The sequence below is a fragment of the Pseudoxanthomonas sp. GM95 genome (genome assembly GCF_900109775.1).
Taxonomy (GTDB): Bacteria; Pseudomonadota; Gammaproteobacteria; order Xanthomonadales; family Xanthomonadaceae; genus Pseudoxanthomonas_A.
The window spans coordinates 434327-460664 of the sequence record NZ_FOAX01000002.1 but is presented as its reverse complement, the minus strand read 5'-3'; the positions used below and the strand labels follow the sequence as shown (position 1 = coordinate 460664).

General features: G+C 67.7%; 17 protein-coding genes. 11 read left to right on the top strand and 6 right to left on the bottom strand.

Translation table 11 applies throughout. The features are described from left to right. Positions 1 to 91 precede the first annotated feature (91 nt). From BMZ17_RS10200 to BMZ17_RS10150, 11 genes are all read left to right on the top strand, one after another. Positions 92 to 1240: an aldose epimerase family protein gene (locus BMZ17_RS10200; protein ID WP_093139592.1), complete on the top strand. Its 1149-nt coding sequence runs from the start codon at positions 92 to 94 to the stop codon at positions 1238 to 1240. 277 nt (positions 1241 to 1517) lie between these two features. Beyond that, complete coding sequence (locus BMZ17_RS10195) at positions 1518 to 4259, top strand: TonB-dependent receptor (RefSeq protein WP_254775316.1); 2742 nt, start codon at positions 1518 to 1520, stop codon at positions 4257 to 4259. Further along, the gene (locus BMZ17_RS10190; protein WP_254775268.1) at positions 4256 to 5833 is read left to right on the top strand and encodes an exo-alpha-sialidase; all 1578 of its coding nucleotides are present in this window, start codon (positions 4256 to 4258) and stop codon (positions 5831 to 5833) included. Before BMZ17_RS10195 ends, BMZ17_RS10190 begins: the two co-directional genes overlap by 4 nt. A 102-nt stretch (positions 5834 to 5935) precedes the next feature. Then, positions 5936 to 6652 (top strand): FadR/GntR family transcriptional regulator, encoded by a 717-nt coding sequence (locus BMZ17_RS10185; RefSeq protein WP_254775267.1) that lies wholly within the window; start codon positions 5936 to 5938, stop codon positions 6650 to 6652. A gap of 10 nt (positions 6653 to 6662) precedes the next feature. Continuing rightward, a complete protein-coding gene (locus BMZ17_RS10180; RefSeq protein WP_093138477.1) occupies positions 6663 to 7298 on the top strand; it encodes a 2-dehydro-3-deoxy-6-phosphogalactonate aldolase in 636 nt (211 codons plus the stop codon). Continuing rightward, the gene (dgoD, locus tag BMZ17_RS10175) at positions 7295 to 8443 is read left to right on the top strand and encodes a galactonate dehydratase (protein WP_093138476.1); all 1149 of its coding nucleotides are present in this window, start codon (positions 7295 to 7297) and stop codon (positions 8441 to 8443) included. Before BMZ17_RS10180 ends, dgoD begins: the two co-directional genes overlap by 4 nt. A 5-nt stretch (positions 8444 to 8448) precedes the next feature. Further along, positions 8449 to 9234, top strand: a complete 786-nt coding sequence (locus tag BMZ17_RS10170) for an SDR family NAD(P)-dependent oxidoreductase (protein WP_093139583.1) — start codon at positions 8449 to 8451, stop codon at positions 9232 to 9234. After that, the gene (locus BMZ17_RS10165) at positions 9231 to 10133 is read left to right on the top strand and encodes an SMP-30/gluconolactonase/LRE family protein (RefSeq protein ID WP_093138475.1); all 903 of its coding nucleotides are present in this window, start codon (positions 9231 to 9233) and stop codon (positions 10131 to 10133) included. Before BMZ17_RS10170 ends, BMZ17_RS10165 begins: the two co-directional genes overlap by 4 nt. Positions 10134 to 10169: 36 nt before the next feature. Then, positions 10170 to 11729 (top strand): sodium/sugar symporter, encoded by a 1560-nt coding sequence (locus BMZ17_RS10160; RefSeq protein ID WP_093138474.1) that lies wholly within the window; start codon positions 10170 to 10172, stop codon positions 11727 to 11729. Between the two features lie 94 nt (positions 11730 to 11823). After that, positions 11824 to 15156 (top strand): glycosyl hydrolase, encoded by a 3333-nt coding sequence (locus tag BMZ17_RS10155; protein WP_093138473.1) that lies wholly within the window; start codon positions 11824 to 11826, stop codon positions 15154 to 15156. Between the two features lie 40 nt (positions 15157 to 15196). Further along, positions 15197 to 16207: a glycoside hydrolase family 43 protein gene (locus BMZ17_RS10150; RefSeq protein ID WP_093138472.1), complete on the top strand. Its 1011-nt coding sequence runs from the start codon at positions 15197 to 15199 to the stop codon at positions 16205 to 16207. A 16-nt stretch (positions 16208 to 16223) separates the two neighbouring features. Here the strand turns inward: BMZ17_RS10150 and BMZ17_RS10145 are convergent, their stop codons facing one another. The 6 genes from BMZ17_RS10145 to BMZ17_RS10120 all read right to left on the bottom strand — a co-directional run bounded on the left by BMZ17_RS10145 (position 16224) and on the right by BMZ17_RS10120 (position 26331). Next, positions 16224 to 17309 carry a Ca2+-dependent phosphoinositide-specific phospholipase C gene (locus BMZ17_RS10145; protein ID WP_093138471.1) on the bottom strand — a complete coding sequence of 362 codons (1086 nt, stop codon included), beginning with the start codon at positions 17307 to 17309 and terminating at the stop codon, positions 16224 to 16226. Then, a complete protein-coding gene (locus BMZ17_RS10140; protein WP_093138470.1) occupies positions 17309 to 18694 on the bottom strand; it encodes a CehA/McbA family metallohydrolase domain-containing protein in 1386 nt (461 codons plus the stop codon). Before BMZ17_RS10140 ends, BMZ17_RS10145 begins: the two co-directional genes overlap by 1 nt. Positions 18695 to 18798: 104 nt before the next feature. Next, positions 18799 to 21846, bottom strand: coding sequence for a TonB-dependent receptor (locus BMZ17_RS10135; RefSeq protein WP_093138469.1), 3048 nt, complete (start codon positions 21844 to 21846; stop codon positions 18799 to 18801). A gap of 213 nt (positions 21847 to 22059) precedes the next feature. Then, on the bottom strand, positions 22060 to 23115 hold the full coding sequence (locus tag BMZ17_RS10130; protein ID WP_254775266.1) for a FecR family protein: 1056 nt from the start codon (positions 23113 to 23115) through the stop codon (positions 22060 to 22062). Next, positions 23112 to 23597: an RNA polymerase sigma factor gene (locus BMZ17_RS10125; RefSeq protein WP_093138468.1), complete on the bottom strand. Its 486-nt coding sequence runs from the start codon at positions 23595 to 23597 to the stop codon at positions 23112 to 23114. Before BMZ17_RS10125 ends, BMZ17_RS10130 begins: the two co-directional genes overlap by 4 nt. A 169-nt stretch (positions 23598 to 23766) precedes the next feature. Continuing rightward, the gene (locus BMZ17_RS10120; protein ID WP_093138467.1) at positions 23767 to 26331 is read right to left on the bottom strand and encodes a beta-glucosidase; all 2565 of its coding nucleotides are present in this window, start codon (positions 26329 to 26331) and stop codon (positions 23767 to 23769) included. Positions 26332 to 26338 lie beyond the last annotated feature (7 nt).

Sequence of the window (26338 nt, the reverse complement as noted above, 5' to 3'; positions counted from 1 at the left end):
GCAGGTCAGACTCCTGCTGCAGTGCAGCGTTTCAATTGTATGATTATATGGTTTAGTAGCCTCACGCTGTGGGGAGACTGGACAGATGTCGATGCGAAACAAGACGACCGGCCTGTGCGCGGGCCTGGTGGCCATGGGCCTGGTGGCCTCGGCCGGCGCGCAGGAACGCGCGGTGGTGGGCAACCTGCCCGATGGCACCAAGATCGAGACAATCACGCTGCACGATGCCAGCGGCATGCAGGCACGCATCCTGACGCTGGGCGCCGCGCTCAACGCGTTGGACGTACCCGACCGCAACGGCAAGCTGGGCGACGTGGTCCTGGGCGACCGCACGCTGCAGGCCACGCTGGCCAAGCCGCAGTACTTCGGAACGATCGTCGGCCGCTTCGCCAACCGCGTGGCCAAGGGCAAGTTCACCCTGGATAAGAAGTCGTATACGGTCCCGACCAATGACGGCCCCAACAGCCTGCACGGTGGCACCAAGGGCTTCGACAAGGTGGTCTGGGAAGTGGTCGAGGCCAAGCCCGATCGCGTCAAGCTGCGCTATGTCAGCCCCGATGGCGACCAGGGTTACCCCGGCAAGCTCACCGTCACCGCCAGCTACGCGCTGGAAGGCAATGGCAGCCTAGCCATCGAATACCGCGCCACCACCGACAAGCCGACCATCGTCAACCTGAGCAACCACACCTACTGGAATCTCTCCGGTGAGGGCATGGGCACGGCGATGGATCACGAACTGATGATCGCCGCCGATGCCTACACGCCGGTGGATGCCACGCTGATCCCGACCGGAAAGATCGTGCCGGTAGCCGGCACGGTGTTCGACTTCCGCAAGCCCAAGCCGATCGGCCAGGACCTGCGCAACGCCGTGGCCGAACCACAGCTGATGCTGGGCCTGGGCTACGACCACAACTGGGTGGTGAGCCGCACCGCCTCCAAGCAGCCGCGTGAGATGGCGCGCGTGCACGATCCGCGCTCGGGCCGGGTGATGTCGCTGTCCTCGACCCAGCCGGGCTTGCAGTTCTATTCCGGCAATTTCCTGGACGGCAAGACGGTCGGCAAGAGCGGCCACCTGTATCGCCAGGGCGATGCCTTCGTGCTGGAACCGCAGCTGTTTCCCGATACGCCCAACCAGCCCACGTTCGGCCCGGCCGCGGCGCGCCTGGCGCCCAGTCAGGAGTACGTGAACCGGATGGTCTACCGCTTCACCACGGACAAGGGCGCCAGCGCGGGCCGCTGACGCGGCGCCCTCCGCTCCCGTTTCACCTGCCTGCTGCAGCGCGATGGCCCCCGGCCATCGCCAACGCCGAAGGCATGCCTGGATCTGTACCTGCAACACCTCGGAGACACCGCCCCGGCCGCATCGCCATGCCGCCTGTCGCAGGCCTCGCAACACGCACACCGCTGTCCCGCAACCCGACTGCCGCCACCGCCGCCACCGGCCTTGCGCGGTCCTTCTGAAGCCTTCGTCCGGAGACGATGTCATGTATCAACGGCCTGCACGTACGCTGTTGTCTGTGTCCATCCTGTCGGCCCTGCTGCTGCCCACACTGGCGCATGCACAGGACGCCACCCAAACCCCCACGACCGCCACCGATGCCCCCGCATCGGCCCAGAGCACGGCCACCGACCTGGACGCGGTCAAGGTCACCGCGCTGCGCCAGTCGCTGGAAACCGCGCAGAACATCAAGCAGAGCGCGGACATGATCGTCGACTCGATCGTGGCCGAGGACATCGGCAAGCTGCCGGATAACTCCGTCGCCGACGCCCTGCAGCGCGTCACCGGCGTGCAGATTGCACAGGGCAGCCAGGGCGAAACCACCGGCGTGGTGATCCGCGGCCTGCCCAACGTCATCAGCACGCTCAACGGGCGCGAGATCTTCAGCGGCTCCGGGCGCGGCTACGGCTTCCAGAACCTGCCGGCCACCGCGGTCAAGACGCTGAGCGTCTACAAGACCAGCGAAGCTTCGCTGCCGCTGGGCGGCATCGCCGGCCTGGTCGACATCCAGCTGCGCCGCCCGTTCGATTTCGAAGGGCCGCAGGTCGCTGCGACCTATGACATGACCCACAGCGACCTGGGCGGCAAGCACGATCCCAAGGGCAGCCTGCTGCTGAGCGACACCTGGGATACCGATGCCGGCAAGTTCGGCGCGCTGGTCAACTTCGGCTACCAGCGCAAGGAATACCGCTACGACGCAGTCTGGGCCGATAACCCGCGCGTGCTCACCGACGGCACCACCAATGCCGATGGCACCACCAATCCGATCCGCACCGACGACGGCAACCTGATCTCGGCACCGAACGGCTTCGGCACCGCCTACAACGACGGCAACCGCCGCCGCGGCGCCTTCAACTATGCGTTGCAGTGGAAGCCCAACGACAACACCGAGGTCTACCTCGAAGGCCTGTACGACTACGTGCGCGACAGCTACGGCCAGGCGTACTACTTCAGCTTCCCGACCAGCGTGATCGCGCCCAGCTCCATTGGCGTGTCGGACAACTGCTACGCCAACCAGCTCACGCCGGGCCAGGATCCGCAGTACAGCGGCCAGACCATCTGCGATGCCAACAGCGGCACCTGGACCGGCAACAGCTACGCGGCCACCAGCATGCAGGCGCACAAGCAGCGCGGCCAGGACATCCAGAACGCGCTGGGCATCAAGTGGGACGGCGACCAGCTGCACCTGTCCAGCGAACTTTCGCGCACCTCCGGCTACTACCGCGACCGCAACTTCATCATCGATACCTACCTGCAGGGCCCCAACACCACCGTGTGGGAAGGCAACGCCGGCAGCCACACCAACTGGTACCTGGACGGCAATCCGGCGCTGAGCGCGGACAACTTCTACCTGGCCGGCCTGTTCCAGACCTGGAGCTACACCTACGGCGAAGAGAACGCCTGGCACGGTGACGGCCACTTCGACTTCAACGATGGCCCGATCGCCTCGATCCAGTTCGGCCTGCGCTATGCCGACCGTGATGCGCTGGCCCGCGGCAGCACCCAGATTTCCACGCCGCCGCCGGGTGGCCAGGGTTCCACCGCCGTGCCCAATCCCGACAACCAGATCAGCACGCGCTATCCGGCGGGCGACTTCATGTGCACCATGCCCAGCAACGCGGCCATGAAGCAGGACTGGCTGACGCCCTGCTACGGCTACCTGATCCAGAACGCCGACGCGCTGCGCCAGCTGTACGGCCTGCCGACCGGCGTGGCCTCGGAAGATCCGGGCCGCTTCTTCGACATCGGGGAAAAGAAGCTGGCCGGCTACCTGCAGACCAAGTACGACATCGCGCTGGGCGACAACGTCCGCGTCGATGGCCTGGTCGGCGTGCGTGCGGAAAAGGTGCGCCGCAACCTGGACGCCTTCACCTTCGATGCCAGCACCTCCACCTACAGCCCGTTGAGCGAGCAGACCAGCGACGTCAACGTGCTGCCCAACGCCAGCGCGATCTTCCACTTCGGCTCGGACTGGCAGCTGCGCCTGTCGGCGGCCAAGACGCTGAGCTACCCGGATTTCGGCGCGCTCAATCCTTCGCTGTCGCTCAACCCGGCCACCATCAACCGTCGCGGCCAGGCCTCCAGCGGCAACCCCAACCTGACCCCGATCGAATCGAAGAACTACGACGCCTCGCTGGAGTGGTACTTCTCGCCGGTGGGTTCGGCCAGCGTGGGCGTGTTCCGTCGTGATATCGACGGCTACATCCAGACCTACATCACCGACACCACCATCGCCGGCGATGCCTACCAGCTGTCGATCCCGCTCAGCGCCGGTAGCGGCTACCTGCAGGGCGTGGAAGCGGCCTGGCAGCAGACCTTCGACTTCCTGCCTGGTGCATGGAGTGGCCTGGGCGCGCAGTTCAACTACACCTACATCGAAGGCGAAACCCAGTCCCCGGCCTCGGTCGGCGGCCCGATGGTGACCCGTCCGCTGCAGAACGTCTCCAAGAACAATTACAACGCGGTGCTGTTCTACGAGAACTTCGGCATCTCGGCGCGACTGGCCTACGGCTATCGCAGCCGCTATATCGACGCCTTCACCCAGGACACGGTGTCGGGCAACGAGGACTACGTGGTGCCGGCCAACTCGCTGGACTTCTCGATCAGCTACGACCTGGGCGCACACACCACGCTGGTCATGTCGGCCACCAACCTGCTGGGCAACGACTTCCACCAGTACTGGGGTGACGGCACGACCCGTCCGCGCGACATCCGCTTCCAGGACAAGACCTTCGGCCTGGGCGTGCGGTTCAAGCTGTGACCAAGGCCCGGCCCTTCCTTGCCGCCGTGCTGGCCCCGACGCTGCTCTGCGTCGGGGCCGCCGCCGCCCTGCCCGCGTCGAAGGACGCGGCGCCGGTCGTCGGCACGCGCCTGGCGACCGGGATGAGCTATGTCTCGGCGGTGCGCATGGCGCATCAACGCAACGCCGCGGACAACAAGCGGATGCTGATGGTGTTCGAAGTAGCCGGCGATCCGACCCTGCCGCTGTATGAAAGCCGCGACGACGGCGACAGCTGGAGACAGATCGGCCACCTCGCCGACCAGGCCCACGACGGCTCGCCGCACTGGAGCCTCCACTGGCAGCCGCACCTGAGCGAGCTGCCGCGCGCCAGCGGCGACCTGCCGGCCGGCACGCTGCTATTGGCCGCCAATTCGATTGAACGCAACGACGACAAACGCATCACCGCGCAGGACATGCAGCTCTACACCAGCGCCGATGCGGGCAAGACCTGGCACTACCGCAGCAGCATCGTCAAAGGCGCCGGGCAGCCGTCCGATCGCCTCAACGGCGGTGTCTGGGAACCGTACATCGTGATCCTGGACGACGGCCGCATGGTCGCCTTCTATTCCAGCGAACGGCACAAGCGCGAAGGCTTCAACCAGCTGCTGGCCCACAAGGTGTCCAGCGATGGCGGCCGGACCTGGGGCGAGGAAGTGTTCGACGTCGCCCTGCCCGGCGGCGTGGATCGTCCCGGCATGGCAGTGGTCGAACGCCTGCCTTCGGGCGACTACGCGATGGTGTTCGAAAACATCGACAACACCGATGGTCCGCGCAGCGGACAGGTGCATATCAAGTTCAGCCGCGATGGCCTGGCCTGGAACGCCAGCGATCGTGGCATCGGCCTGGAAACCGCGTCCGGCGCATGGCCTTCGGCCTGCCCGATGATCCGCTGGATGCCGGGCGAAACCGAGGATGGCGTGCTGCTGGTCGCCGCGCAACGCGCTGGCGGTGGTGGCGATGTCGCCGGCCGCACGCTGTATCGCAACGACACCGGCGGGCGCGGCCCGTGGTGGGAAACCGTGGCCCCGGTGCAGAAGCGCACCGGCAACGGCCATGCCGGCTGGACCCAGGTGCTGCTGCCGCGCGCCGACGGCAAGCTGCTGCATGTCACCTCGTCGTCCAGCGCCGCCACGCCGGACGTCGAAGCCGACAACGAGATCCTCTACGCCAGCGCGCCGCTGGCGCTCAACCGCTACGAAGCCGAGGACGCCGCCCGCAGCGGCAGCGCGCAGATCGAGGACAAGACCGCCTCGGCCGGGCGCCGCGTGCGCGTGGCCGGTGTCGACGACGCCCGCCTGACCTTCCCCCTGCGCATCGGCAAGGCTGGCACGCGCCGGCTGCAGGTGCGCTTCAACGACATCGGCCTGGGCGGCACGCCACAGGTTGAGGTCAACGGGCAGCCCGCGCGCATGATCGGCGCGGTGGATGGCAGCGGCTGGCGCATGGCGCAATTCGATGCGGCGTTCCGCGCCGGTGACAATCAGGTCATCGTGCGCAACCCGGCGCAGGCGCTGGACTACGACTACCTGCAGATCGATCCGGTGACGCCATGACCGGAAACGGGACTTCCAGCTTGCTCGTCGACCGCGTTAACCCCTATTGTCGGATAATAGGAGCATCCGCATGGCGCGGTGCTTTCCGTCGAAGGGCGCTTAGTGAAACAGATCTCGGTTCGCAATCTCCACGATCAGGTGATCCAGGAACTGGGCCGGCTGATCATCACCGGCGAGATCAAGCCCGGCGAACTGCTGCCCCGCGAGGAAGCCTTGGCCCAGCGCATGGCGGTCAGTCGCACGGCGCTGCGCGAGGCGTTGAAGGTGCTGGGCTCCAAGGGCCTGATCGAAACCAAGCAGAAGACCGGCACCCGGGTGCGCGATCCGCGCTACTGGAACCAGCTGGACGCCGACATCCTGGCCTGGCGCTGCGCGTCGATGCCGACCGAGGATTTCGTCGAGAAGCTGGTGGAGATGCGCGAGATCATCGAGCCCTTCGCCTCGGCGGCGGCGGCCAAGCGCCGCACGCCCGAGCAGCTGGCGCGGATCAAGGCTGCCTACGAGGACATGGATGCGGCGCAGGACCAGGATGCCTGGGCCACGGCCGACCTGTCGTTCCACGAAGCGGTGCTGGATGCGGCCAACAACGAGCTGCTGGGGTCGCTGTTCTCGGTGATCGACACCGCGCTGGGCGCCTACCTGCTGCTGTCGGCGCGCAAGGCAGCCGACTTCAAGTATTCGCTGCCGCGCCACTTCGCGGTCTACGACGCCATTCGCCTCAAGCGCCCCGAATCGGCGCGCGAAGCGATGCACGGGATGATCGTGGACTCACGCGCCAACATCAAACGGCGCTCGCGCGCCACCAAATCCAAACCCTGACGGAGTCCTCATGAGTACCGCATGGCTGCAACCTCTTCCACTGGTTGCGATCCTGCGGGGCCTCACGCCGCAGGACGCACTGGCCGTGGGCACGGCGCTGGTCGATGCCGGCTTCCGCACGCTGGAAGTGCCGCTCAATTCCCCCGACCCGTTGCAGAGCATCGGGCTGCTGGCCGAAGCCTTCGGTGATCGCTGCCTGGTCGGTGCCGGCACGGTGATGACGCCGGCGCAGGTGCGCGACATCGCCAGGGTCGGCGGCAAGCTGATCGTGATGCCGCACGCCGATACGGTGGTCATCTCCGAAGCCAAGGCCGCCGGCCTGGTCTGCGCGCCCGGCGTGTCGACCATGACCGAAGCCTTCGCCGCGCTGGCCGCCGGCGCTGATGCGCTCAAGCTCTTCCCCGCCGAACAACTGCCGCCGCCGGTGCTCAAGGCCTGGCTGAGCGTGCTGCCCAAGGGCACGGCCCTGCTGCCGGTCGGCGGCATCACCCCGGACAACATGGGCGCCTATCGCAAAGCCGGAGCCAGCGGCTTCGGCATCGGCTCGGCGCTCTACACCCCCGGCCTGGACGCAGCCGAAGTCGGCCGCCGCGCCCATGCCTTCATCAACGCCTGGAACGAGACGAACAGGGCCCCCACCCCATGAAGATCACTGCGATTACCACCTTCCTCGTGCCGCCGCGCTGGCTGTTCGTCCGCATCGATACCGATGCGGGCATCAGCGGCTGGGGCGAGCCGGTCGTGGAGGGCCGCGCGCACACCGTCGCCGCGGCCGTCGACGAACTCTCCGACTACCTGATCGGCAAGGATCCGCGCCACATCGAGGACCACTGGCAGGTGTTGTACCGCGGCGGTTTCTACCGCGGCGGCCCGATCCTGATGAGCGCGCTGGCCGGCATCGACCAGGCGCTGTGGGACATCCACGGCAAGGCGCTGAACCAGCCGGTGCACAAGCTGCTCGGCGGCCCGGTGCGCGACCGCATCCGCGTGTACTCGTGGATCGGCGGCGATCGCCCGGCCGACACCGCGCGCGCGGCCAAGGCGGCGGTCGAACGCGGCTTCACCGCGGTCAAGATGAATGCCACCGAGGAAGTGCAGTTCGTCGATTCGCACGACAAGGTCACCAAGGTGCTGGAGAACGTGCAGGCCGTGCGCGATGCAGTGGGCAAGGACATCGGCCTGGCGGTGGATTTCCATGGCCGCGTGCACAAGCCGATGGCGCGCGTGCTGATGCGCGAGCTGGCCCCGTTCGGCCTGATGTTCATCGAAGAACCGGTGCTGTCCGAACACCTGGAAGCCATCCCCGAGCTGGCCGCGCTGTCGCCGGCGCCGATCGCGCTGGGTGAGCGGCTGTACTCGCGCTTCGACTTCAAACGCGTGCTGCAGACCGGCGGCGTGGACATCATCCAGCCCGATCCCTCGCACGCAGGCGGCATCACCGAGACGCGCAAGATTGCGGCGATGGCCGAAGCGTATGACGTCGCCCTTGCGCTGCACTGCCCACTGGGCCCGATCGCGCTGGCCGCCAACCTGCAGCTGGATGCCGTCTGCTACAACGCCTTCATCCAGGAGCAGAGCCTGGGCATCCACTACAACGCTGCCAACGACCTGCTGGATTACCTGGTCGACCGCGCGCCGTTCGCCTACAACGAAGGCTACGTAACCATCCCCGATGGCCCGGGCCTGGGCATCGAGATCAACCAGCAGTACGTGGACGAACGCGTCGCGGAGGGACATCGCTGGCGCAATCCGATCTGGCGCCACGCCGACGGCAGCGTGGCGGAGTGGTGAGCGCGATGAGGGAGGGCATCGACAACACCGACAACACCGCGCACTACCCCAGCCTCGCTGGCCGCGCCGTCCTGGTCACCGGCGGCGCCACCGGCATCGGCGCCAGCTTCGTCGAGCAGTTCGCCCGCCAGGGCGCGCGCGTGGCGTTCCTGGATATCGACGACGCCGGCGCCCAGGCGCTGGTCGAACAGCTGCACGACGTGCCGCACGCGCCGGTATACCTGCATTGCGATGCGACCGACATCGACGCACTGCAGGCCAGCATCGCCGCGGCGCGCGCGCAGATCGGCCCGATCTCGGTGCTGGTCAACAACGCGGCCAACGACGTGCGCCACAGCTTCGCCAAGACCACACCGGCCGATTTCGAACGCAACATCGCAGTCAACCTGCGCCACCAGTATTTCGCCACGCAGGCGGTGGTGGCCGACATGCGCGCCAACGGCGGCGGCTCGGTGATCTGCCTGGGCTCGACCGGCTGGATGATCAAGAACGCCGGCTACCCGATGTATGCGATGGCCAAGTCCGCCGTGCACGGCCTGGTCAACGGCCTGGCACGCGAGCTGGGCGGCGATCGTATCCGTATCAACGCGTTGATCCCCGGCTGGGTGATCACCGAGAAGCAGCGCCGGCTGTGGCTGGACGAGGAAGGCGAGGAGCAGATCCGCCGCTCGCAATGCTTGCCTGGCCACCTGCAGCCGGAGGACCTGGCCCGGATGGCGCTGTTCCTGGGCGCGGACGACAGCCGCATGTGCACCGGCCAGCACTTCATCGTCGACGGCGGCTGGGTGTGAGCACCGACGCGCGCACGGTCGTGGCGGCCGGTAACCGGCTGGGCGAAGGCGTGGTCTGGTGCGAACGCACCGGCGCCCTGCTCTGGACCGATATCCACAACGCGGTGCTGTGGCGGCACGTGCCGGCCACCGGTGCGACGCGGCAGTGGCCGATGCCCGAGCGGCTGGCCTCGTTCGCGCTGTGCGACACCGACGGCTGGCTGCTGCTGGCGATGGCCTCGCGGCTGGCGTTCTTCCACTTGGACACCGGCGAGCTGCGCGCCATCTGCACGATCGACGGCGCACCAGACACCCGTGCCAACGACGGCGGCTGCGACCGCCAGGGCCGGTTCGTGTTCGGCACGCTGCACGAGCCGGCGCAGGGCCCGAAGCAGAAGGTCGGCGGCTTCTTCCGGCTCAACGCCGAGCTGGCGCTGGAAGCCCTGCCGCTGCCCGGTGTGGCGATCTCCAACGCGATCGCCTTCAGTCCCGACGGCGACACGCTGTACTTCTGCGACTCGCTGGACAAGGCGATCCAGCGCGTGGAGTACGGCGACACGCTGGGCACGCCCTCGACCTTCGTCGACTTGTCCGACCAGCCCGGCGAGCCCGATGGTGCCGCGGTGGATGCACAGGGTGGCGTGTGGAGCGCGCAGTGGGGCGCCGCACGCGTGGTGCGTTACCGGCCTGATGGCCGCGAGGACGGCGTGTTCCCCATGCCGACCGCGCAGCCCACGCGTCCGGCGTTTGGCGGCGGCGAGCTTTCCACGCTCTACGTCACCAGCGCGCACGACGGCATGGATGCCGCCACCCGTGCAGCCGATCCCTCGGCAGGCGATGTGTTCGCCCTGCCGGTGGGCGTGCGTGGCCTGCCTGAGGCCCGGTTCGCCGGGCATCCCGATTCCGCGCTGCGTCGCTGACGCCGCGCACCTCTTGCAACAGCGGAGCACCTCAACATGGGTCTTTCCACCCTCGACATCACCATCGTCCTGGTCTACCTTGCAGGCATCTTCATCCTGGCCCAGGTCGTCTCGCGCGAGAAAGGCGGGCGCGAGAAATCCGCGCAGGACTACTTCCTGGCCAGCCGCAGCCTGCCCTGGTGGGCGATCGGCGCCTCGCTGATCGCGGCCAATATTTCTGCCGAGCAGATCATCGGCATGTCCGGCTCCGGCTATGCGCTGGGCCTGGCGATCGCCTCCTACGAATGGATGGCCGCGCTGACCCTGCTGATCGTGGGCAAATGGTTCCTGCCGATCTTCCTGCGCAACCAGATCACCACGATGCCGCAGTTCCTGGAGGAACGCTACGGCAACCGCATCCGTACGCTGATGGCGGTGTTCTGGCTGGCGCTGTACGTCTTCGTCAACCTGACCTCGATCCTGTGGCTGGGCTCGATCGCCATCGCCCAGGTGGCCGGCATCGACCAGACCCTGGCGCTGGTGCTGCTGGGCATCTTCGCCCTGGCCTACCAGCTCTACGGCGGCCTGAAGGCGGTGGCGCTGACCGACATCGTGCAGGTCTGCCTGCTGGTGCTGGGCGGGCTGATGGTCACCGGCATCACCTTGAGCCGGATCGGCGACGGCAGCATCGTCGGGGGCTTCACGACCCTGCTGCAGACCCATCCGGGCAAGTTCGAGATGATCCTCAAGCCGGACAATCCCTTCTACAAGGATCTGCCGGGCCTGGCGGTGCTGTTCGGCGGTCTGTGGATCGCCAACCTGAGCTACTGGGGCTTCAACCAGTACATCATCCAGCGCGCCCTGGCGGCAAAGGACATTCCCGAGGCGCAGAAGGGCATCGTGTTCGCCGCGTTCCTCAAGCTGCTGATCCCGGTGATCGTGGTGTTGCCGGGCATCGCCGCGGTGATGCTGGCGCCGGACCTGAAGCGCCCGGACGAAGCCTATCCGACCATGCTGCGCATGCTGCCCAGCGGCGTGCTGGGCCTGGTATTCGCCGCGCTGATCGCCGCGATCGTCGCCTCGCTCGCTTCCAAGATCAATTCGGTGGCGACCATCTTCACCCTGGATTTCTACGCCAAGCGCGCACCGCAGGCTTCCGAACAGAAGCTGGTGCGCGTGGGCCGCATCACCGCGATCGTGGCGATCATCATCGCGGTGCTGACCGCACGCCCGCTGCTGGGCGGCTTCGACCAGGGCTTCCAGTACATCCAGGAATTCACCGGTTTCTTCACCCCGGGCATCGTGGTGATCTTCTTCCTGGGCATGTTCTGGAAGCGCGCCAACGAAGCCGGCGCGCTGACCGCGGCGATCGGCTCGTTCGTGCTGTCGCTGGTGTTCAAGTTCGCGCTGCCGGACATGCCCTTCATGAACCGCATCGGCCTGGTGTTCCTGGTGTCGCTGGCGCTGTCGGTGGTGGTCTCGCTGATGACCAAGGCCAGCGGCGACCGCGACCGCATCCAGACCCGCGACGTGGTCTACGCCACCCGGCCGTCGTTCAACATCGCGTCGATCGCGATCATCGCGGTGCTGGTCGCGCTGTACGCCACGTTCTGGTGAGCCACGCGGGCGCGGCGTGATCCTGTCCGCCGCGCCCGTTTCCACATCGTCGATGCCGCCGCCCGCGCAGCGAGCCACTGATCCGAGGACGCGCATGGCCACCCGCCACCGCACGCTGCTGTTCGCCGCGCTGTGCCTGTTCGCGCCGATGGCGTCGAGCCAGCAGCGCGTTGCAGGCGGCGATGCACTGGCCGAAGGCTTCGCCGATCCGCCCAGCGACGCGCGCCCGCTGGCGTGGTGGCACTGGATGGACGGCAACATCACCCGGGACGGCATCGATGCGGACATCGCCTGGTTCAAGCGGATCGGCCTGGGCGGCGTGCAGAATTTCGACGCCGGCCTGCGCACGCCGACCATCGTCGACCAACGCATCACCTACCTGTCGCCGCAGTGGAAGGCCGCCTTCCGCCACGCAGTGCAGCAAGCCGATGCGCAGGGCCTGAGCTATGGCACTGCGGCCTCGCCGGGCTGGAGCGAGACCGGCGGCCCGTGGGTGTCGCCGCAGGACGGCATGAAGAAACTGGTCTGGAGCGAGGCAATCGTCAGCGGCGGTGCACGCACGATCCGCCTGCCTGCCTTGCCCGATGTCGCCGGGCCGTATCAGCAGATTCCGCGTGGCGACGGAGAGCTGCCTGGCGGCGCGAAGCGCGTCGCGCAGGACACGCGCGTGCTCGCCTATCCGCTCGACACACCGGCCGAGCAGCCCGCTTCCCGCGTCACCGTCTCGGGCTATCCCATCGATGGCGCGCCGCTGTCCGATCCACGCGGCGCGCGTTCGATCAGCGTGCCGTCCGGCACGCCCGAGCAGCCCACCGACCTCACGCTCAGCTTCGAGGCGCCACGCATGCTGCAATCGGCGACGCTGTTCATGGCCGGGGCGTGGGTGCCGTTCCAGGCCGCGCGCTTCGTGCCGGCGCTGCAGGCGCGCATCGACGGGCAATGGCGCACGCTGGCCACGCTGCCGGTCGAAGCGGTGCCAACCACGGTGAGCTTCGCACCGGTGCGGGCCGATGCGATGCGCGTGGTGTTCACCGTCAATCCGCATCCCGTGCGCCCGGTCATCGACAACCCCGCGCCCGGTGTCGATGTCGGCGTCGATATGCACGCCGCTTCGCGTTCGATCGAGGTCACCACGTTCACCGTCTCCGGCGATGCGCGGGTCAACCGGTTCGAAGCAAAAGCCGGGTTTGCGACGGCGCCGGATTACTTCGCGCTGGGCGATCCGACGATCGAGGCGCACGGTGTCGATCCCACGCAGGTCCGCGACCTCACCGGCAAGCTGCACGCCGACGGTACGCTGGACTGGACGCCGCCGCCCGGCCGTTGGCGCGTACTGCGCCTGGGGTATTCGCTGCTGGGCACCACCAACCATCCCGCGCCGGCCGAAGCCACCGGCCTGGAAGTGGACAAGTACGATCCGGCCGCGGTATCGCGCTACTTCAGCACCTACCTGTCGATGTACAAGGCGGCGGTGGGCGCGGACCTGTTCGGCAAGCGCGGGCTCAAGACCATCGTCACCGACAGCATCGAATCGGGCAACGCGAACTGGACGCCGACGATCGTCGGCGACTTCAAGCGCCTGCGCGGCTACGACCCCACGCCGTACCTGCCTGCGCTGACCGGCGTGGTGGTTGGCTCGCGCCGCGCGAGCGATGGCTTTCTCTACGACTGGCGCCGCACGCTGACCGACCTGCTGACCAGCGCCCACTACGGCACGATCGCGCGCATCGCCAAGGACCAGCAACTCACGCTGTTCGGCGAGGCGCTGGAAACCGGCCGCCCGCAGCTGGGCGATGACCTGGCGATGCGCAGCCACGCCGATATCCCGATGGCCGCGCTGTGGACCTTCAATCCTGCGCTCGGGCCGAACCCGGCGTATGTGGGCGACATGCGTGGCGCGGCATCGGTGGCGCATGTGTACGGGCGCCCGTATGCGGCGGCCGAAACGATGACTGCTGGACTGGCCTCGTATGCCTTCGCGCCGAGCGACCTGAAGCGGGTGATCGACCTGGCCTTCGCCAGCGGCATCAATCGGCCGGTGATCCACAGTTCGGTACATCAGCCCGTTGACGACAAGCAGCCGGGGCTGACGCTGTCGGGCTTCGGCCAGTACTTCAACCGCCACGACACCTGGGCCGAGTTCGCGCGGCCGTGGGTCGACTACATCGCGCGCAGCAGCTATCTGTTGCAGCAGGGCTGCAACGTGGCCGACGTGGCCTGGTTCATCGGCGAGGAAGCGCCGGTGACCGCGCAATGGGCCAACGGCACGCTGCGCGCCGGGCCAGCGACCCATGCCTACGACTACGTCAACGCGGACATGCTGCTGCACGAGTTCTCGGTCGACCGCGGCACCCTGCTGACCCGCGGCGGTGCGCGCTACCGGGCGCTCTATCTGGATGCTGCGAGCACGCAGATGACCCTGCCGACACTGCGTGCGATCGCGCAATTGGTGCAAGCGGGTGCAACCGTGATCGGCACGGCGCCGAGCGATACACCCTCGCAGGCCGACGACCACGCGGCATTCAATATGCTGGTCCAACAGCTGTGGGGCGCGTCACCGAAGGTGGCGGCAGGCCGCATCGTCGCCACGCAGGATCTCCCCGCAGGCCTGTCCACGGCCGGCATCGCTGCCGATGTCACCGTGCAGGCCACGACCGGCGACCCCACGCCGAGCTTCGTGCATCGCGCCTTGCCCGACGGCGCGCTGTACTACCTGCACACCACCGCGATGCGCCCGACCCAGATGGAAGCCAGCTTCCGCATCAACGGCTATGCGCCGGAGCTGTGGCGCGCCGACACCGGTACGCGCACGCCGCTGCCCTATACGGTGCGCGACGGGCGCACGGTGGTGCCGCTGTCGCTGGACGCCGAGGATGCGGTGTTCGTGGTGTTCCGCGAACCGAGCCAGGCCGCGTCGCGCGACATTCCGGCCGCGCGCATCGTCGACGCCATCGACCTCAGCCAGGACTGGGACGTGGCATTCACCACGCCGCGCAATCCGCCATCGGCGCAACACCTGCAGACCCTGCAGGCCTGGAACCAGTCCGACGATCCGCGACTGAAGTACTACGCCGGCACGGCGCGCTACACGCGTACGTTCGCGCTCGCCCGTGCGCCCGCAGCGGGCACACGGCTGCAGCTCTCGCTGGGCCAGCTCGGCGACATCGCGCGCGTCACGGTCAACGACCAGGTGGTCGGCACGGTGTGGCACGCACCGACGACGCTGGATATCGGCGACGCGCTGCGGCCGGGCGAAAACCGCCTGCAGGTCGAGGTCGCCAACCTGTGGGTCAATCGCCTGATCGGCGATGCGCAGCCCGGCGCGACACCGACCACCTTCACCACCGCCATCCCGTATCGCGCCGATGCGCCGCTGCGACCGTCCGGCCTGCTTGGTCCGGTGCTGCTGCAGACGCTGGCGCCGTGAGCCGATGCGCCCCCTTCCCCCGATTTCCCGGAGCCCCTGCATGCGCCTGAAGACCGCCCTCCTCCCTGCCCTCCTGCTGTTGTTGGCGCCGCTGGCATCGCCAGCCGCCGAAGGCACGTTCACCAATCCGTTGCTGAAGTCCGGACCCGATCCGTGGATCGCGCGCCAGGGCGACACGTACTACTTCATGGCCACGCACGGCAACCGGCTCGCGATCCGCAAGACCACCGACCTGGGCAAGCTCGCCGAGGCGCAGGACATCACCGTGTGGACGCCGCCGGCGACCGGGCCGAATGCGAAATCGATCTGGGCACCGGAGCTGCATCGCATCGGCAGCAGCTGGTTCATCTACTACACCGCTTCAGACAACGTGCATGACGACGATGCGCACCGCGGCGTGTTCGTGCTGCAGAACGACAGCGTCGATCCTACGCAGGGCACGTGGACCGATCACGGCAAGTTGAAGACCGCGCATGCCGGCATCGATGGCACCACGTTTGCGGTGGGCAACAAGCGCTACTTCGTCTACTCGCCCTACGTCGGCCCGGACAGCGTGCTGGCGATCGTGGCGATGTCCAACCCGTGGACGCTGAGCGGCGCAGAGACCGTGATCGCCAAGCCCGATCAGACCTGGGAGCGCCAGGGCGGCCGCCAGATCCTGGAAGGGCCGGAATTTTTGCAGGGGCCGCGCGGCGACCTGTTCCTGACCTATTCGGGCAGCGCGTGCTGGTCGGACGACTACGCGTTGGGGCTGCTGCGCGCGCCGGCCGGCAGCGATCCGCTCAAGGCTGCCAGCTGGACCAAGCAACCCGGCCCGGTGTTCGCCAAGTCGGCGCAGGGCGGCGTGTATGCGCCGGGTCACAACGGGTTTTTCACCACGCCCGACGGCAAGCAGACCTGGATCGTCTACCACGCCAATTCCGGCCCCAACATGCAGTGCACCGCCGCACGCGCGCCGCATATCCAGCGCGTACGCTGGTCCGAGACCGGCGCCCCGATCTTCGATGCGCCGGAAAAGGCTGGTGCGGCCGTGCCGCTGCCGGGCAATTGAGCCCACGCGCAGGTGATCAGGGCATCGCCTCCAGCACCGTTGCGCCGCAACCCTGCGGCCGTCGTACCGGATTGCAGGTGGCGGCCGCGCCCTCGGGCAGCGGCACCACGTAGTCGACCGACACGCGCGGATCCGGCCACAAGTAATCGGTGGAGATGTAGTGCGCGCCGCTGGCCAGCGCGGCGTCGCGGCGGCGGGTGTCGTTAGCGCGTGCTTCGCGGGTGTCGGCATCGGCGCGGGTGCGAACCAGGAAACCCTGCTGCACCGCGCGCCGGATGCGGTCGCCGTCCTTGATCGGATCGTTGATCGTCATGTACGCCGCGGCCGACGCGCTCGCATCGGTGTTGACGAAGAACACGCGCCCTTCCAGCGAGCGACGCGTTCCCTGGTACAGCGCGACCTTCGGGTGCTGCTCGTCCAGCGCGAAGATGAAGCGTCCACGCGCCTGCTCCAGCGTCGGCCACTGTCCGGCCAGCACCGCCTGGCGCAGGGTCGGGAAATCGCCCTGCACCTCGTCGGGCACGATCAGCTTGTTCGCCGGCAGCACCGAGCGGATCTCCGCATCCAGCGCATCGAACGCAGCCGCATCGAAACGCAGCGCATCGATCCCGCCGCCTTTGGCGTTCTGGTCGTCCTTGGCATTGAACAGCAGCAGGATCGGCACGTGCCGCGGATGCGCGTCGGACCAGTCGCGCAGCACTTGCAGGCATTGCACCAGGCGGACGCAGCTGCTGGTGTTGTCCAGGCCCGGCATGTGCAGCACTTTGAAGCCGGGCGCCAGCAGGTCCGGCGCGCTGGAACCGGCGGCGTAGTGGCCGCCGCGCGGATCGTAGTTGACGTCCAGTTCCAGCTGGCGCGCGCCGTGGTCGAGCTGTTCGACCAGCGGGCGATGCGCGTAGTCCAGCGCCTGCGCCATCGCCGGCTCGTCGCGCTGCAGCCGCACCATCGTTTCTGCTGGCATCGGCTGCTTGTAGCTGTTGTGGGTGCCGACTGCGCGCAGGTCGTTGAGCCGCACCGGCACCTCCTGTGCGTGCGTGGAGTTCACGCCACTAACCACTGCAAGCAGCGCACCCAGCACGGCCTTGCATGCGTATTGGCCCATCAGCCTTCGGCCCCGACGAAGACCGGGTTGGAATAGAACCACAGGTCCTGCCACGGGTCCTCGCCCGGCACGTCTGCCAGCGGCGTGACCTCGGCCGTGCTGCTGCCGCGCGCGCGGACGAAGCCGCCGCTGGCCGGCACTGGCAGTTCCCAGCGCACCGTGAGCCACGCGCCGTCACGCTGCCAGTCGGTCGCGGCGAAGCGCTTGGTCTGCATCGCAGGGTTGCCCGCGGCGTCGGCGCTGCCGACGATCAGTTCGACGTGATCCAGCGCGGGACGCTGCCCGTGCGCATTGGGCGCGTCGGGCTGGCGCACGCGCAGTTGTACGCGCATCGTCTTGCCCGGCTTGAGGGCCAGGCGCTCGCCCATCGTGGCGCTGGCCCCGGCATCGCCGACGGAGCTGACGGTCAGTTCCAGTCGATCAATGAGGTCTCCGGTGACGGCAAAGATGCGTCCTTCGCGCAGCCCGTCCATCACATCGCCGGCCTCGGGCCGCGCCCACACGTAGGTCTTGCTGTACTGGCCCGGATCGAAGTCGCTGCCGCCATCGCGCTGGTTGACGTGCGAATCGGACGTGGCGGTGATCCAGAACCGCCTGCCCTGCGCGAGCAGCTGGTCCCATGCGCCGCCGACCTGCGTGGTCATCTGGTCGAAGCCACCCAGCGCGCGCGCCGGCGCATTGCGATACAGGCCGCGATCGGTCGCCGACGCCTGGTGGCCGGGCGCGCCCTCGAAGCCGACCAGCACGGTCGGCGCGGCATCGTGCCAGCTACGCAGCTCATCGGGCTCCACCTCGCCCCACTGGCCCATGCCCGTGGCGGTGCGCGAGGGATGGTTGATGAACACCAGCGGCTGCGGCGCCAGCGCCTTCATGTGCGCCAGCGCATCGAGCATCAGCTGGCCATCGTCGCGCTCGCCTTCCACCAGCGTTTCGCCGCGGCTGTAGTCGCGCTCGATCACGTACTCCTGTTCGCGCTCGGCCGCACCCGGCGCGATGATCAGGGAGGCGTGTTCGCCCGCCGGCACGTTGAACTCCATGCCGTGGAACTGGATGACGCCAGGCACCGCCTTGCGGGCCTTCAGCAGTTCCGGCCAGGCCAGGTCGCGCGTCACCCGCGAATGGCCCGGACCGCCGTGGTCGGTATGCACCATCCACACCAGCCCGTTGGCCGCCGCTTCCTGCGCATTGCGGGTGCGGCTGTACCTGGAATCGCCACCGCGGATCGGCGTGGGCGGCGTGGTGCTGCGGTCCCAGTCCACGCTCCACTCGCTGTGGACGTGGTGGTCGCCGGCCAGCCACTGGCGGCCTTCGTCCTGGGCGGTGGCCCGTAGCGGGCATGCCAGGAGCAGCAGTGCCAGCGCAGGCACCGTGGGGATCAATCGCATCGGGGGTTCCTCTTGGTCAACCCGCTGGCGCACGCGTGTCGCGCCAGCGCAGGACCGCTGCCCGCCTCACACGCGGGCAGCGGCGCATCACTTCGCGCAAGCGCTCAGAAATCGGCGCGCACGCCCAGGCTGATGCGGCGACCCGACAGCTCGTACATGGTCGGGAACGAGGGGTCCATCGTGTAGCCGGTGGTGGCCTCGTTGGTCATGTTGATGCCCTTCAGGCTCAGCTTGACGTTGTCGCTGATGCGGTAGCCGATCGACACATCCACCTGGCCGTAGGCATCGCGGTAGATCGGATACAGGTTGTAGCCGATCGATTCCACGTACTCGCTCTTGTGGTTGTAGGACACGCGCGCGTCGAAGCGGTCGTTCTCGTAGTAGGCGGTGAAGTTGTAGACCTTGTCGGCCAGTCCTGGCATCGGCGTCTTGACGCCCAGGTCCGATTCACCGGCCAGCGAGCTGTCCAGCATCGTGTAGTTGGCGTTGATGCCGAAACCTTCCAGCAGCGGGTGGAAGTTGCCCAGCGGCAGCTGCGCGATCAGCTCCCAGCCATCCACTTCATACGTGCCCGCCGCGTTGACCGGCTGGTACACGTCGAAGTCGTAGATGCCGTTGAGGCTGCCGTTGGCGTTGTAGACGGTGACGCCCGGCACGGTGCCGGTCAGCGCGCTGATCACCACGCCGTCGATCTTCTTGTAGAAGTACGACGCCGCCAGCAGGCCGCCGTTGTCCAGGTACTTCTCCAGGCCCACCTCCCACTGCTTGGCGTAGGTGGGCTTCAGGTCCGGGTTGCCGTCGGTGTAGCGGTAGGAGCTCCAGCTGGCGGTGCGCTTGTAGGCGATGTCGGTCAGGGCCGGGCGCATCATCACCTTCGAGGCGGCGCCGCGCAGCAGCAGATCGGGCATCAGCTCGGCGGTGGCATTGAAGCTGGGCAGCCAGTCCTTGTAGCTGCCGTCCTTGGAGATCGGCGTATCGGTGTAGCCGGTGGTGCCGTCGGCGTTCTGCACCGGGTGGAAGCCAGCCGAGGTCACCGAAGTATCGACATAGCGCGTGCCGGCGTTGACCGTCACCGGCACGGTGCCGATATCGAACGCGAAGTCGGCCATGCCGTACAGCGCGGTCACCGTCTCGTCGACCTTGTAGTACTGGCCATCGTCGAACGGCGTGTGGAAGCCGTCGTAGCGATAGAAGTCACGCGCGTAGTCGTTGGAGACCATCGCCCAGTCCAGCCCTTTCAGGCTGTAGCCGCCGCCCGGCACGATGTCGCCGATGGACTGCAGCGGATTGTCGGCCAGCGTGCGTGTGTTGACCCACGCGGTGCTGCCGGCGCTGGGGCCGGTGATCTTCAGCTCGCCGTACTGGCGTTCCTTGGTCTTGTCGGTATAGCGGCCGCCGAAGCTCAGCGTACGCAGCGCCGGCAGGAAGGCCAGGTCCAGCGACTTGCTGAAATTCAGCTGCGCGGCGTACTTGTCGTCATTGACTTTTTCCAGCGTGGTCTCGTACGCCTCGAACAGGTACTTGTCCGGCGCGTTGTACATGTCGATGGTGGCCGGGTTGCTGCTGGGGATGGTCTCGCCACTCTTCTCCGTCCAGCGCGTACGCGAAGGCGCGTAGGCCACGTGTTTGAGGTTGGAGGAATCCAGCGTCTTCTCCGCGCCCGAATAGCCGACCAGGCCATCGAGCGTCCAGCTGTCGCCCTTCCAGTCCAGGTTGGCGCTGAACTGGCTGTAGTCGGTCTTGTTGATGCGTTCCTTGCTCAGGAACTCATGCTGGGTCGCGGTGTAGGCCACGTCGCGCAGCACCACGATGCCGTAGTCGGACAGGGTTTCGGCGTCGTAGTCGTAGATCTGTTCCAGCGTGCTGCGGCTGGAGGCCGAATACGCGGCCGCGTCGTACTCGTCCTCGGTGGTGTCGTAGCCGCCCACCATCGCATCGAAGCTCAGGCTGAAATCGTTGCTGGGCTTGTACTGCACCGAGGCGGTGGCGCCCCACTTGTCCTGGTCGTTGACGTAGACGCGATCGCCCACCTTGTCCTGGAACACCAGCAGATCGGTCTCGTCGGTGTCCTTGGGGTTCTGCACGGTGATGCCGGCGTCGCGCTGCAGGACGTCCACCGCCTGGCTGCTGCGCGTGCCCGAGGCGCCCAGGAAGCGCGTCAACGGGCGAAAGTTGATGCCCGAGGTCGAGTCGGTGCGGTTGGTGCGCTTGGCCGTGGCGAAGGACACCAGCGCGCCCCAGTCGCCCCAGGTGTCGCTGGCCAGGAACGCGAACTTGGGATCGGTCTCTTCGGAGATCGAGTTGTAGGCGCCCTCGGCCGAGGCCACCAGCTTGCGGCCCTGGTAATCGAACGGCTTGGCCGTGGAGATGTTGACCGAGCCGGCGATGCCGCCTTCCTCGTCGGCGGCGGTCGGCGACTTCTGTACGGTCACCTGCTGGATGATTTCCGAGGCGAAGATGTCGAACTCCACATCGCGCCCTCCGCTGCCCGAGGCGGTCGCCAGGTCGTTGATCGAGACCATCGTGTATTCGGTCGGCAGGCCGCGCACGCTGACCTTGGTGCCCAGGCCCTTGTTGCGCTCGATCGCCACGCCGGGCATGCGCTGCAGGGCTTCGGCGATGTTCTGCTCGGGGAAGTCGGCCACGTCGGTGGCGACGATGGAATCAGAGAAACCGATGTTGGCGCGCTTGATGTCCACCGCCTGCTCTAGGCTGCGGCTGTAGCTGCCGGTTACCTGCACGCCGTCCAGGTCCTGTAGTTGCACGTTGTTGGACACCGGTGCGCTGGCGACCTGCGCCTCGGGACCGCCGCGCTGCGCGGTCGGCACCGCGGCAGGCGTCGGCGTGCCCGACGCATCGGCTTCGATGGTCACCGTGTTGGTGTTGAGGTAGCGATAGCGCAGGCCGGTGCCCTGCAGCAGCTGCTTGAGGCCTTCCTCCGGCGCCAGGCCCGCGGGGATCGCACGCGCGGTGGGATTGCCCGCACGCTGCGCGTTGTAGACGAACTGCAGGCCGGTCTGGCGCGACAGCGCATTGAGCGAGTAGTCCAGCGGCTGCGAGGGAATCGCGGCGGTGGCCGTCGTGGCCTCCTGTGCGGTCGCGGTGAGGGTATTCAGGGCGAGGGCGATGGAGAGAAACAGCGTGCGGCGCATCGTGGAGTCCGAGGGTGGCGGTGGGGAGTGGGCGGCGCAATGTGTCTGCGCATGCCCAACTACGACCGCCGTCGGCACAAACCGGGTACCGGTTTTTCGATGAATTTTTTTTGACATCGCATCGGCCTGCGATGCAGGGACATCAACACGCGCATTGCCACGTCGCTGTCGCACAACTGCTGTATTGCGCGCCGTCGAATCATGCGCAATGCGCTACCGGCGATGCAGCTCCGCGGGCGCGTCGTGGCGCGTGCCGACGCGCAACGTGCCCGCTTGCAGCTGCGTCACCAGCGTCGGCTGGTCATCGAGAAACGCGCGCAGCGAAGCCAGGTCATCGCCGCGCAGGTTGCCGGTCAGGCGCAATGCGCCAGCCGCATCATCGTCCAGCTGCAGGCGGGTGCGATTGAGCCGGTTGAACTGTTCGGCCACCTCGCGCAACGGCTCATCGCGGAACACGACGCGGCGCTGCCACCAGGCGGTCATGGCGCCGACATCGACCGCCTGCACACTGACACTGTCATCGCGGTAGTCGATGCGCGCGCTCTGGCCGGCATGCAGGTCGGCCAGCATCGGGCCATCGCCATCGGCGCCGATCACGTGCACCTGGCCTTCGGCCACGTCGATGCGCGCCTGTTCGCGCCGCAGCGATACATCGAAGGTGGTGCCGATGTCGCGCACCTGCAGCCCCGCGGCCTGTACCTGGAACGGTCGGCGATCCACCGCCACCACGAAGCTGGCCTGGCCGCGCTCCAGCGTCACCTTGCGATCGAACAACCCGAAACGCATCGACAGCGCGCTTTCCGCGTTGAGGTGCACCACCGTGCGGTCGGGCAATTCGAAGCGCTGCGGTGCACCGTGTGCGGCGACGTAATGCCGGGTCTGCGGCCAGGCCAGATATGCCGTGATGCCCACGCAGGCCAGCGCCACGCCTGCCGCAAGCGCCTGCGGCCACGCGCGGCGCGGCTTGCGCGGTGCCACCGCGCGCACGGCCCCACGTGCCGGCAGCGCCACCACGTTGTCGGTCCGTGCGGGCGAAGGCGCGCCATCGAGCAAGGCATCCACGTCCAGCTGCATCGCCCGCAGCGCATCGCCCAGCTCGCTGGCCACGCGCGCTACTGCCAGGTATTCGCGCAGGTGCTCGGGCGTGGCCACCAGCCAGTCCATGAAGCGCGCCTGCTGCACCGGATTCAGGCCACCGGCGCGCTGCAAGGCGTGCCAGTGCGCGGCTTGTTCGGTCAGCGTGGCCTGGTCGAAATCGAGGTCGCTCACCACGCATCTCCGGCCAGCGCCTGGCGGCACACCGACAGGCCGCGCGTGACGTGCTTCTTGACCATGTGCGAGGACACGCCCATGCGCTCGGCGATCTGCTTGTAGCTCAGGCCATCGCGGTACTGCATTACCAGCACGGCACGGGTGTGCTCGGGCAGCGTGCCCAGCAGCGCTTGCAGGCGCGTACGGCGCTGGTCGCGCGCCGTCGCATCCTCGACGCTGTCCTCATCGGCCAGCAGCGAAGTGATGTGCTCGACGTCCTCGATCGGCAGCGGCGTGCGCCTGCGGCGCACCGCCTGCTCGCGCGCCAGGTTCAGCGCGACGGTGAAGAGATAGGCTTCCGGGTTGGCGATGGCCTCACCCTGGGACTGGTGCGCGCGCAGCAGGCGAAGATAGGTTTCCTGCACCATGTCCTCGGCCTCTTCATGCGCGCCACGACGGACGAAGAAGCCGCGCAGCACCGGGCGCTGCTCTGCAAACATCCGTGCCAAGCCACGCTTCGCCTGCTCGGCCACGCTGCTGCCCTACCCGTCGGAAACCGCGCACGGTAGGAAGCGCAGATGACGCTGGCATGACCCTGACAGCTTGGTCATGTCGCCATCAATGAAGCCCCTGCGTGGCCGCCATCGCGGCAGCCACGCAGGTGATGGATCAGAAGTCCTTCGCCGCCACGATGTCGGCCGACGAGGTACCCACTTCCAGGCGATAGCTGCCAGCCGGCTGCATCCAGCCCTTCGCGGCGGTGTCCCAGATCTTGCCGGCGTCGGCGCTGACCGAAATCTCGACCACGGTGCTGGCGCCGGCGGCGAGCGTGGCCTGGGCGAAGCCGACCAGCTGGCGCGGCGGTTCGCCCGCACTGGCCGGATAGGTGAGATAGAGCTGCACGGTCTGGGTGCCGGCGCGCTTGCCCGTATTGGTGACGCGTACGCGTGCACTGGGTACGTGCTGGCCGCTGACCGGCTTCAGTGCAAAGTCCGACAGCGCGAAGGTCGTGTACGACAGACCGTAGCCGAACGGGAACAGCGGCGTGTCGCCGGTGGCGTGGTAACCGCGATAGCCCACCAGCAGGCCGTCGTCGTAATCGGCCTGCGCATTGGTGCCGGGGAAGCGCGCCTGGGACAGCAGCAGCGGATGATCTTCGCCGCGCGGGAAGGTGATGGTCAGGCGGCCGGTGGCATCCACGTCACCGTAGAGCACCGCGGCGATCGCATTGCCGGCTTCTTCGCCCGGATACCAGCCCTGCACCACGCCGGCGACCTGGCCCAGCCACGGCATCGTCACCGGGCCGACGGTGTTGAGCACCACCACGGTCTTGGGATTCACCGCCGCCACGGCGGCGATCAGCGCGTCCTGGTCGCCAGGCAAGGCGAGCGAGGTGCGGTCCATGCCTTCGGAGACGTGGTCGCCGACGAACAGCAGCGCCACGTCCGCCTTGCGTGCCACTTCAACTGCAGCGGCGATCTTCGAATCGGACGCCGGTTCCCAGCCCAGACGCACGCCGGGATGCGACAGGCCCGCGCCGCTGGCGTAGTCCACGCGCAGCTGCACGGCCTTGCCGGCAGTCAGCTGGGCGATGCCATGGCTGGTGCCGCTGAAGCTCTGCTTCCAGATCTTGGCGATCTCCACGCCATCGACGAACAGGCGCAGGTCGCTGCCGCCGGTGATCGAGAAGCGATACAGGCCGCTGTCCTTGGGCACCAGGGTCGCATTCCAGCGCGCGGAGAACGGCTTGGGCAGCGTCTCGGGCACCTTGTCGATCATGTCGATGGTGGCTTCGCTGCGCGTGATAGCCGGTGCGCCAGAGAAGTCGTTGTTGGCGTAGTAACGCGCGGTCCAGCCCTTGCCCTGCAGCGCGGAGGCCTCCATCACCGGCAGCGGCTTGATGCCGGCGGTGCCGAGCGAATACTTCACCGTGGTGCCCTTCGGCGCGCGGCGCTGCAGGCCGCCGAGCGGGGTCACGATCTCCATGCCCGGATAGTTGACGAAGCCGCCGTAGCGCTCGGTCGCGCTGACATTGGCGCCGGCGTCGTCACCGATCACGGCCAGGGTCTTGAGCGTGGGTGACAGCGGCAGCACGCCGCGGTCGTTCTTCAGCAGCACGGTGCCGCGCTCGGCGATCTCGCGCGCCAGAGCCTTGTGCTCGGGCGTGCGCACATCGGCTTTGACTTCGCGCGGCAGCGGATGGTCGACGAGCCCTAAGCGGAACATCGGCGTGAGCACGTTCAGCGCCATGCCATCGATGTCGGACGTGGTGACGCTGCCGTCTTTCACCGCGGCCACCAGCGGCGCGCCGTAGAAATCCTCGAAGCCGAACGGGTTCTTGCCGCCGGGCATCGAGATATCCATGCCCGCCTTCACCGCAGGCAACAGGCTGCGGTGGCCGAAGTACCAGTCGGCCACGATGAAGCCATCGAAGCCCCACTCCTTGCGTAGCGTGCCGAAGGTCTGTGCGTTCTCGCAGGCGTAGTGGCCGTTGATGCGGTTGTAGGCGCACATCACCGAGCCGACCTTGCCCTCCTGCACCGCCGACTTGAACGCCGGGTAGTAGATCTCGTGCAGCGCGCGTTCGCCCACCTGCACGTCCACCGCGTTGTAACCGGGCGCGTCGCCGAAGCGGTCGGTTTCCTGGTTGTAGGCGGCGAAATGCTTGGCGTCGGCCATGATCGGGTGCGACTGCACGCCCTGGATGATCGCCGTGCCCAGCTTGGCGGTGAGCAGCGGGTCTTCGCTCAGGGTTTCGGCCAGGCGACCCCAGCGCGGCGAGCGCGCGATGTTGATGGTCGGTGCCAGCACCACGTTGTGGCGCTTGCCGGCGTGCTCGGCGCCCAGCGCCACGCCGTAGCGGTACAACAGGTCCGGGCTCCAGCTCGATGCGGTCATCATCGGCGCGGGGAACACGGTGACGCCGGTGGTGCCATTGCTGACGCCGGCCGGGCCATCGGCCATGCACAGCTCGGGCAGGCCCAGACGCGGATTGGCGGCGATATGGCCGATGCACGGGTTGATACCGGTGCCGATGTCGTCCAGCTCCACGTCGCCGTTGAGCAGCTTGAGCTTCTCCTCGGTGGTCATCTGCGCCAGCACGGCGCGGGCGCGTTCGGCCGCCGGCTTGCTGGCATCCATCCACGGACGCGATGCGGGATCGGCAGCGATGGCCGGCGCGCATAGCGCTAAGGCAAGCAGGGAGAGCGTGGCGCGCAGCGGACGTTTGGGCATGGAATCG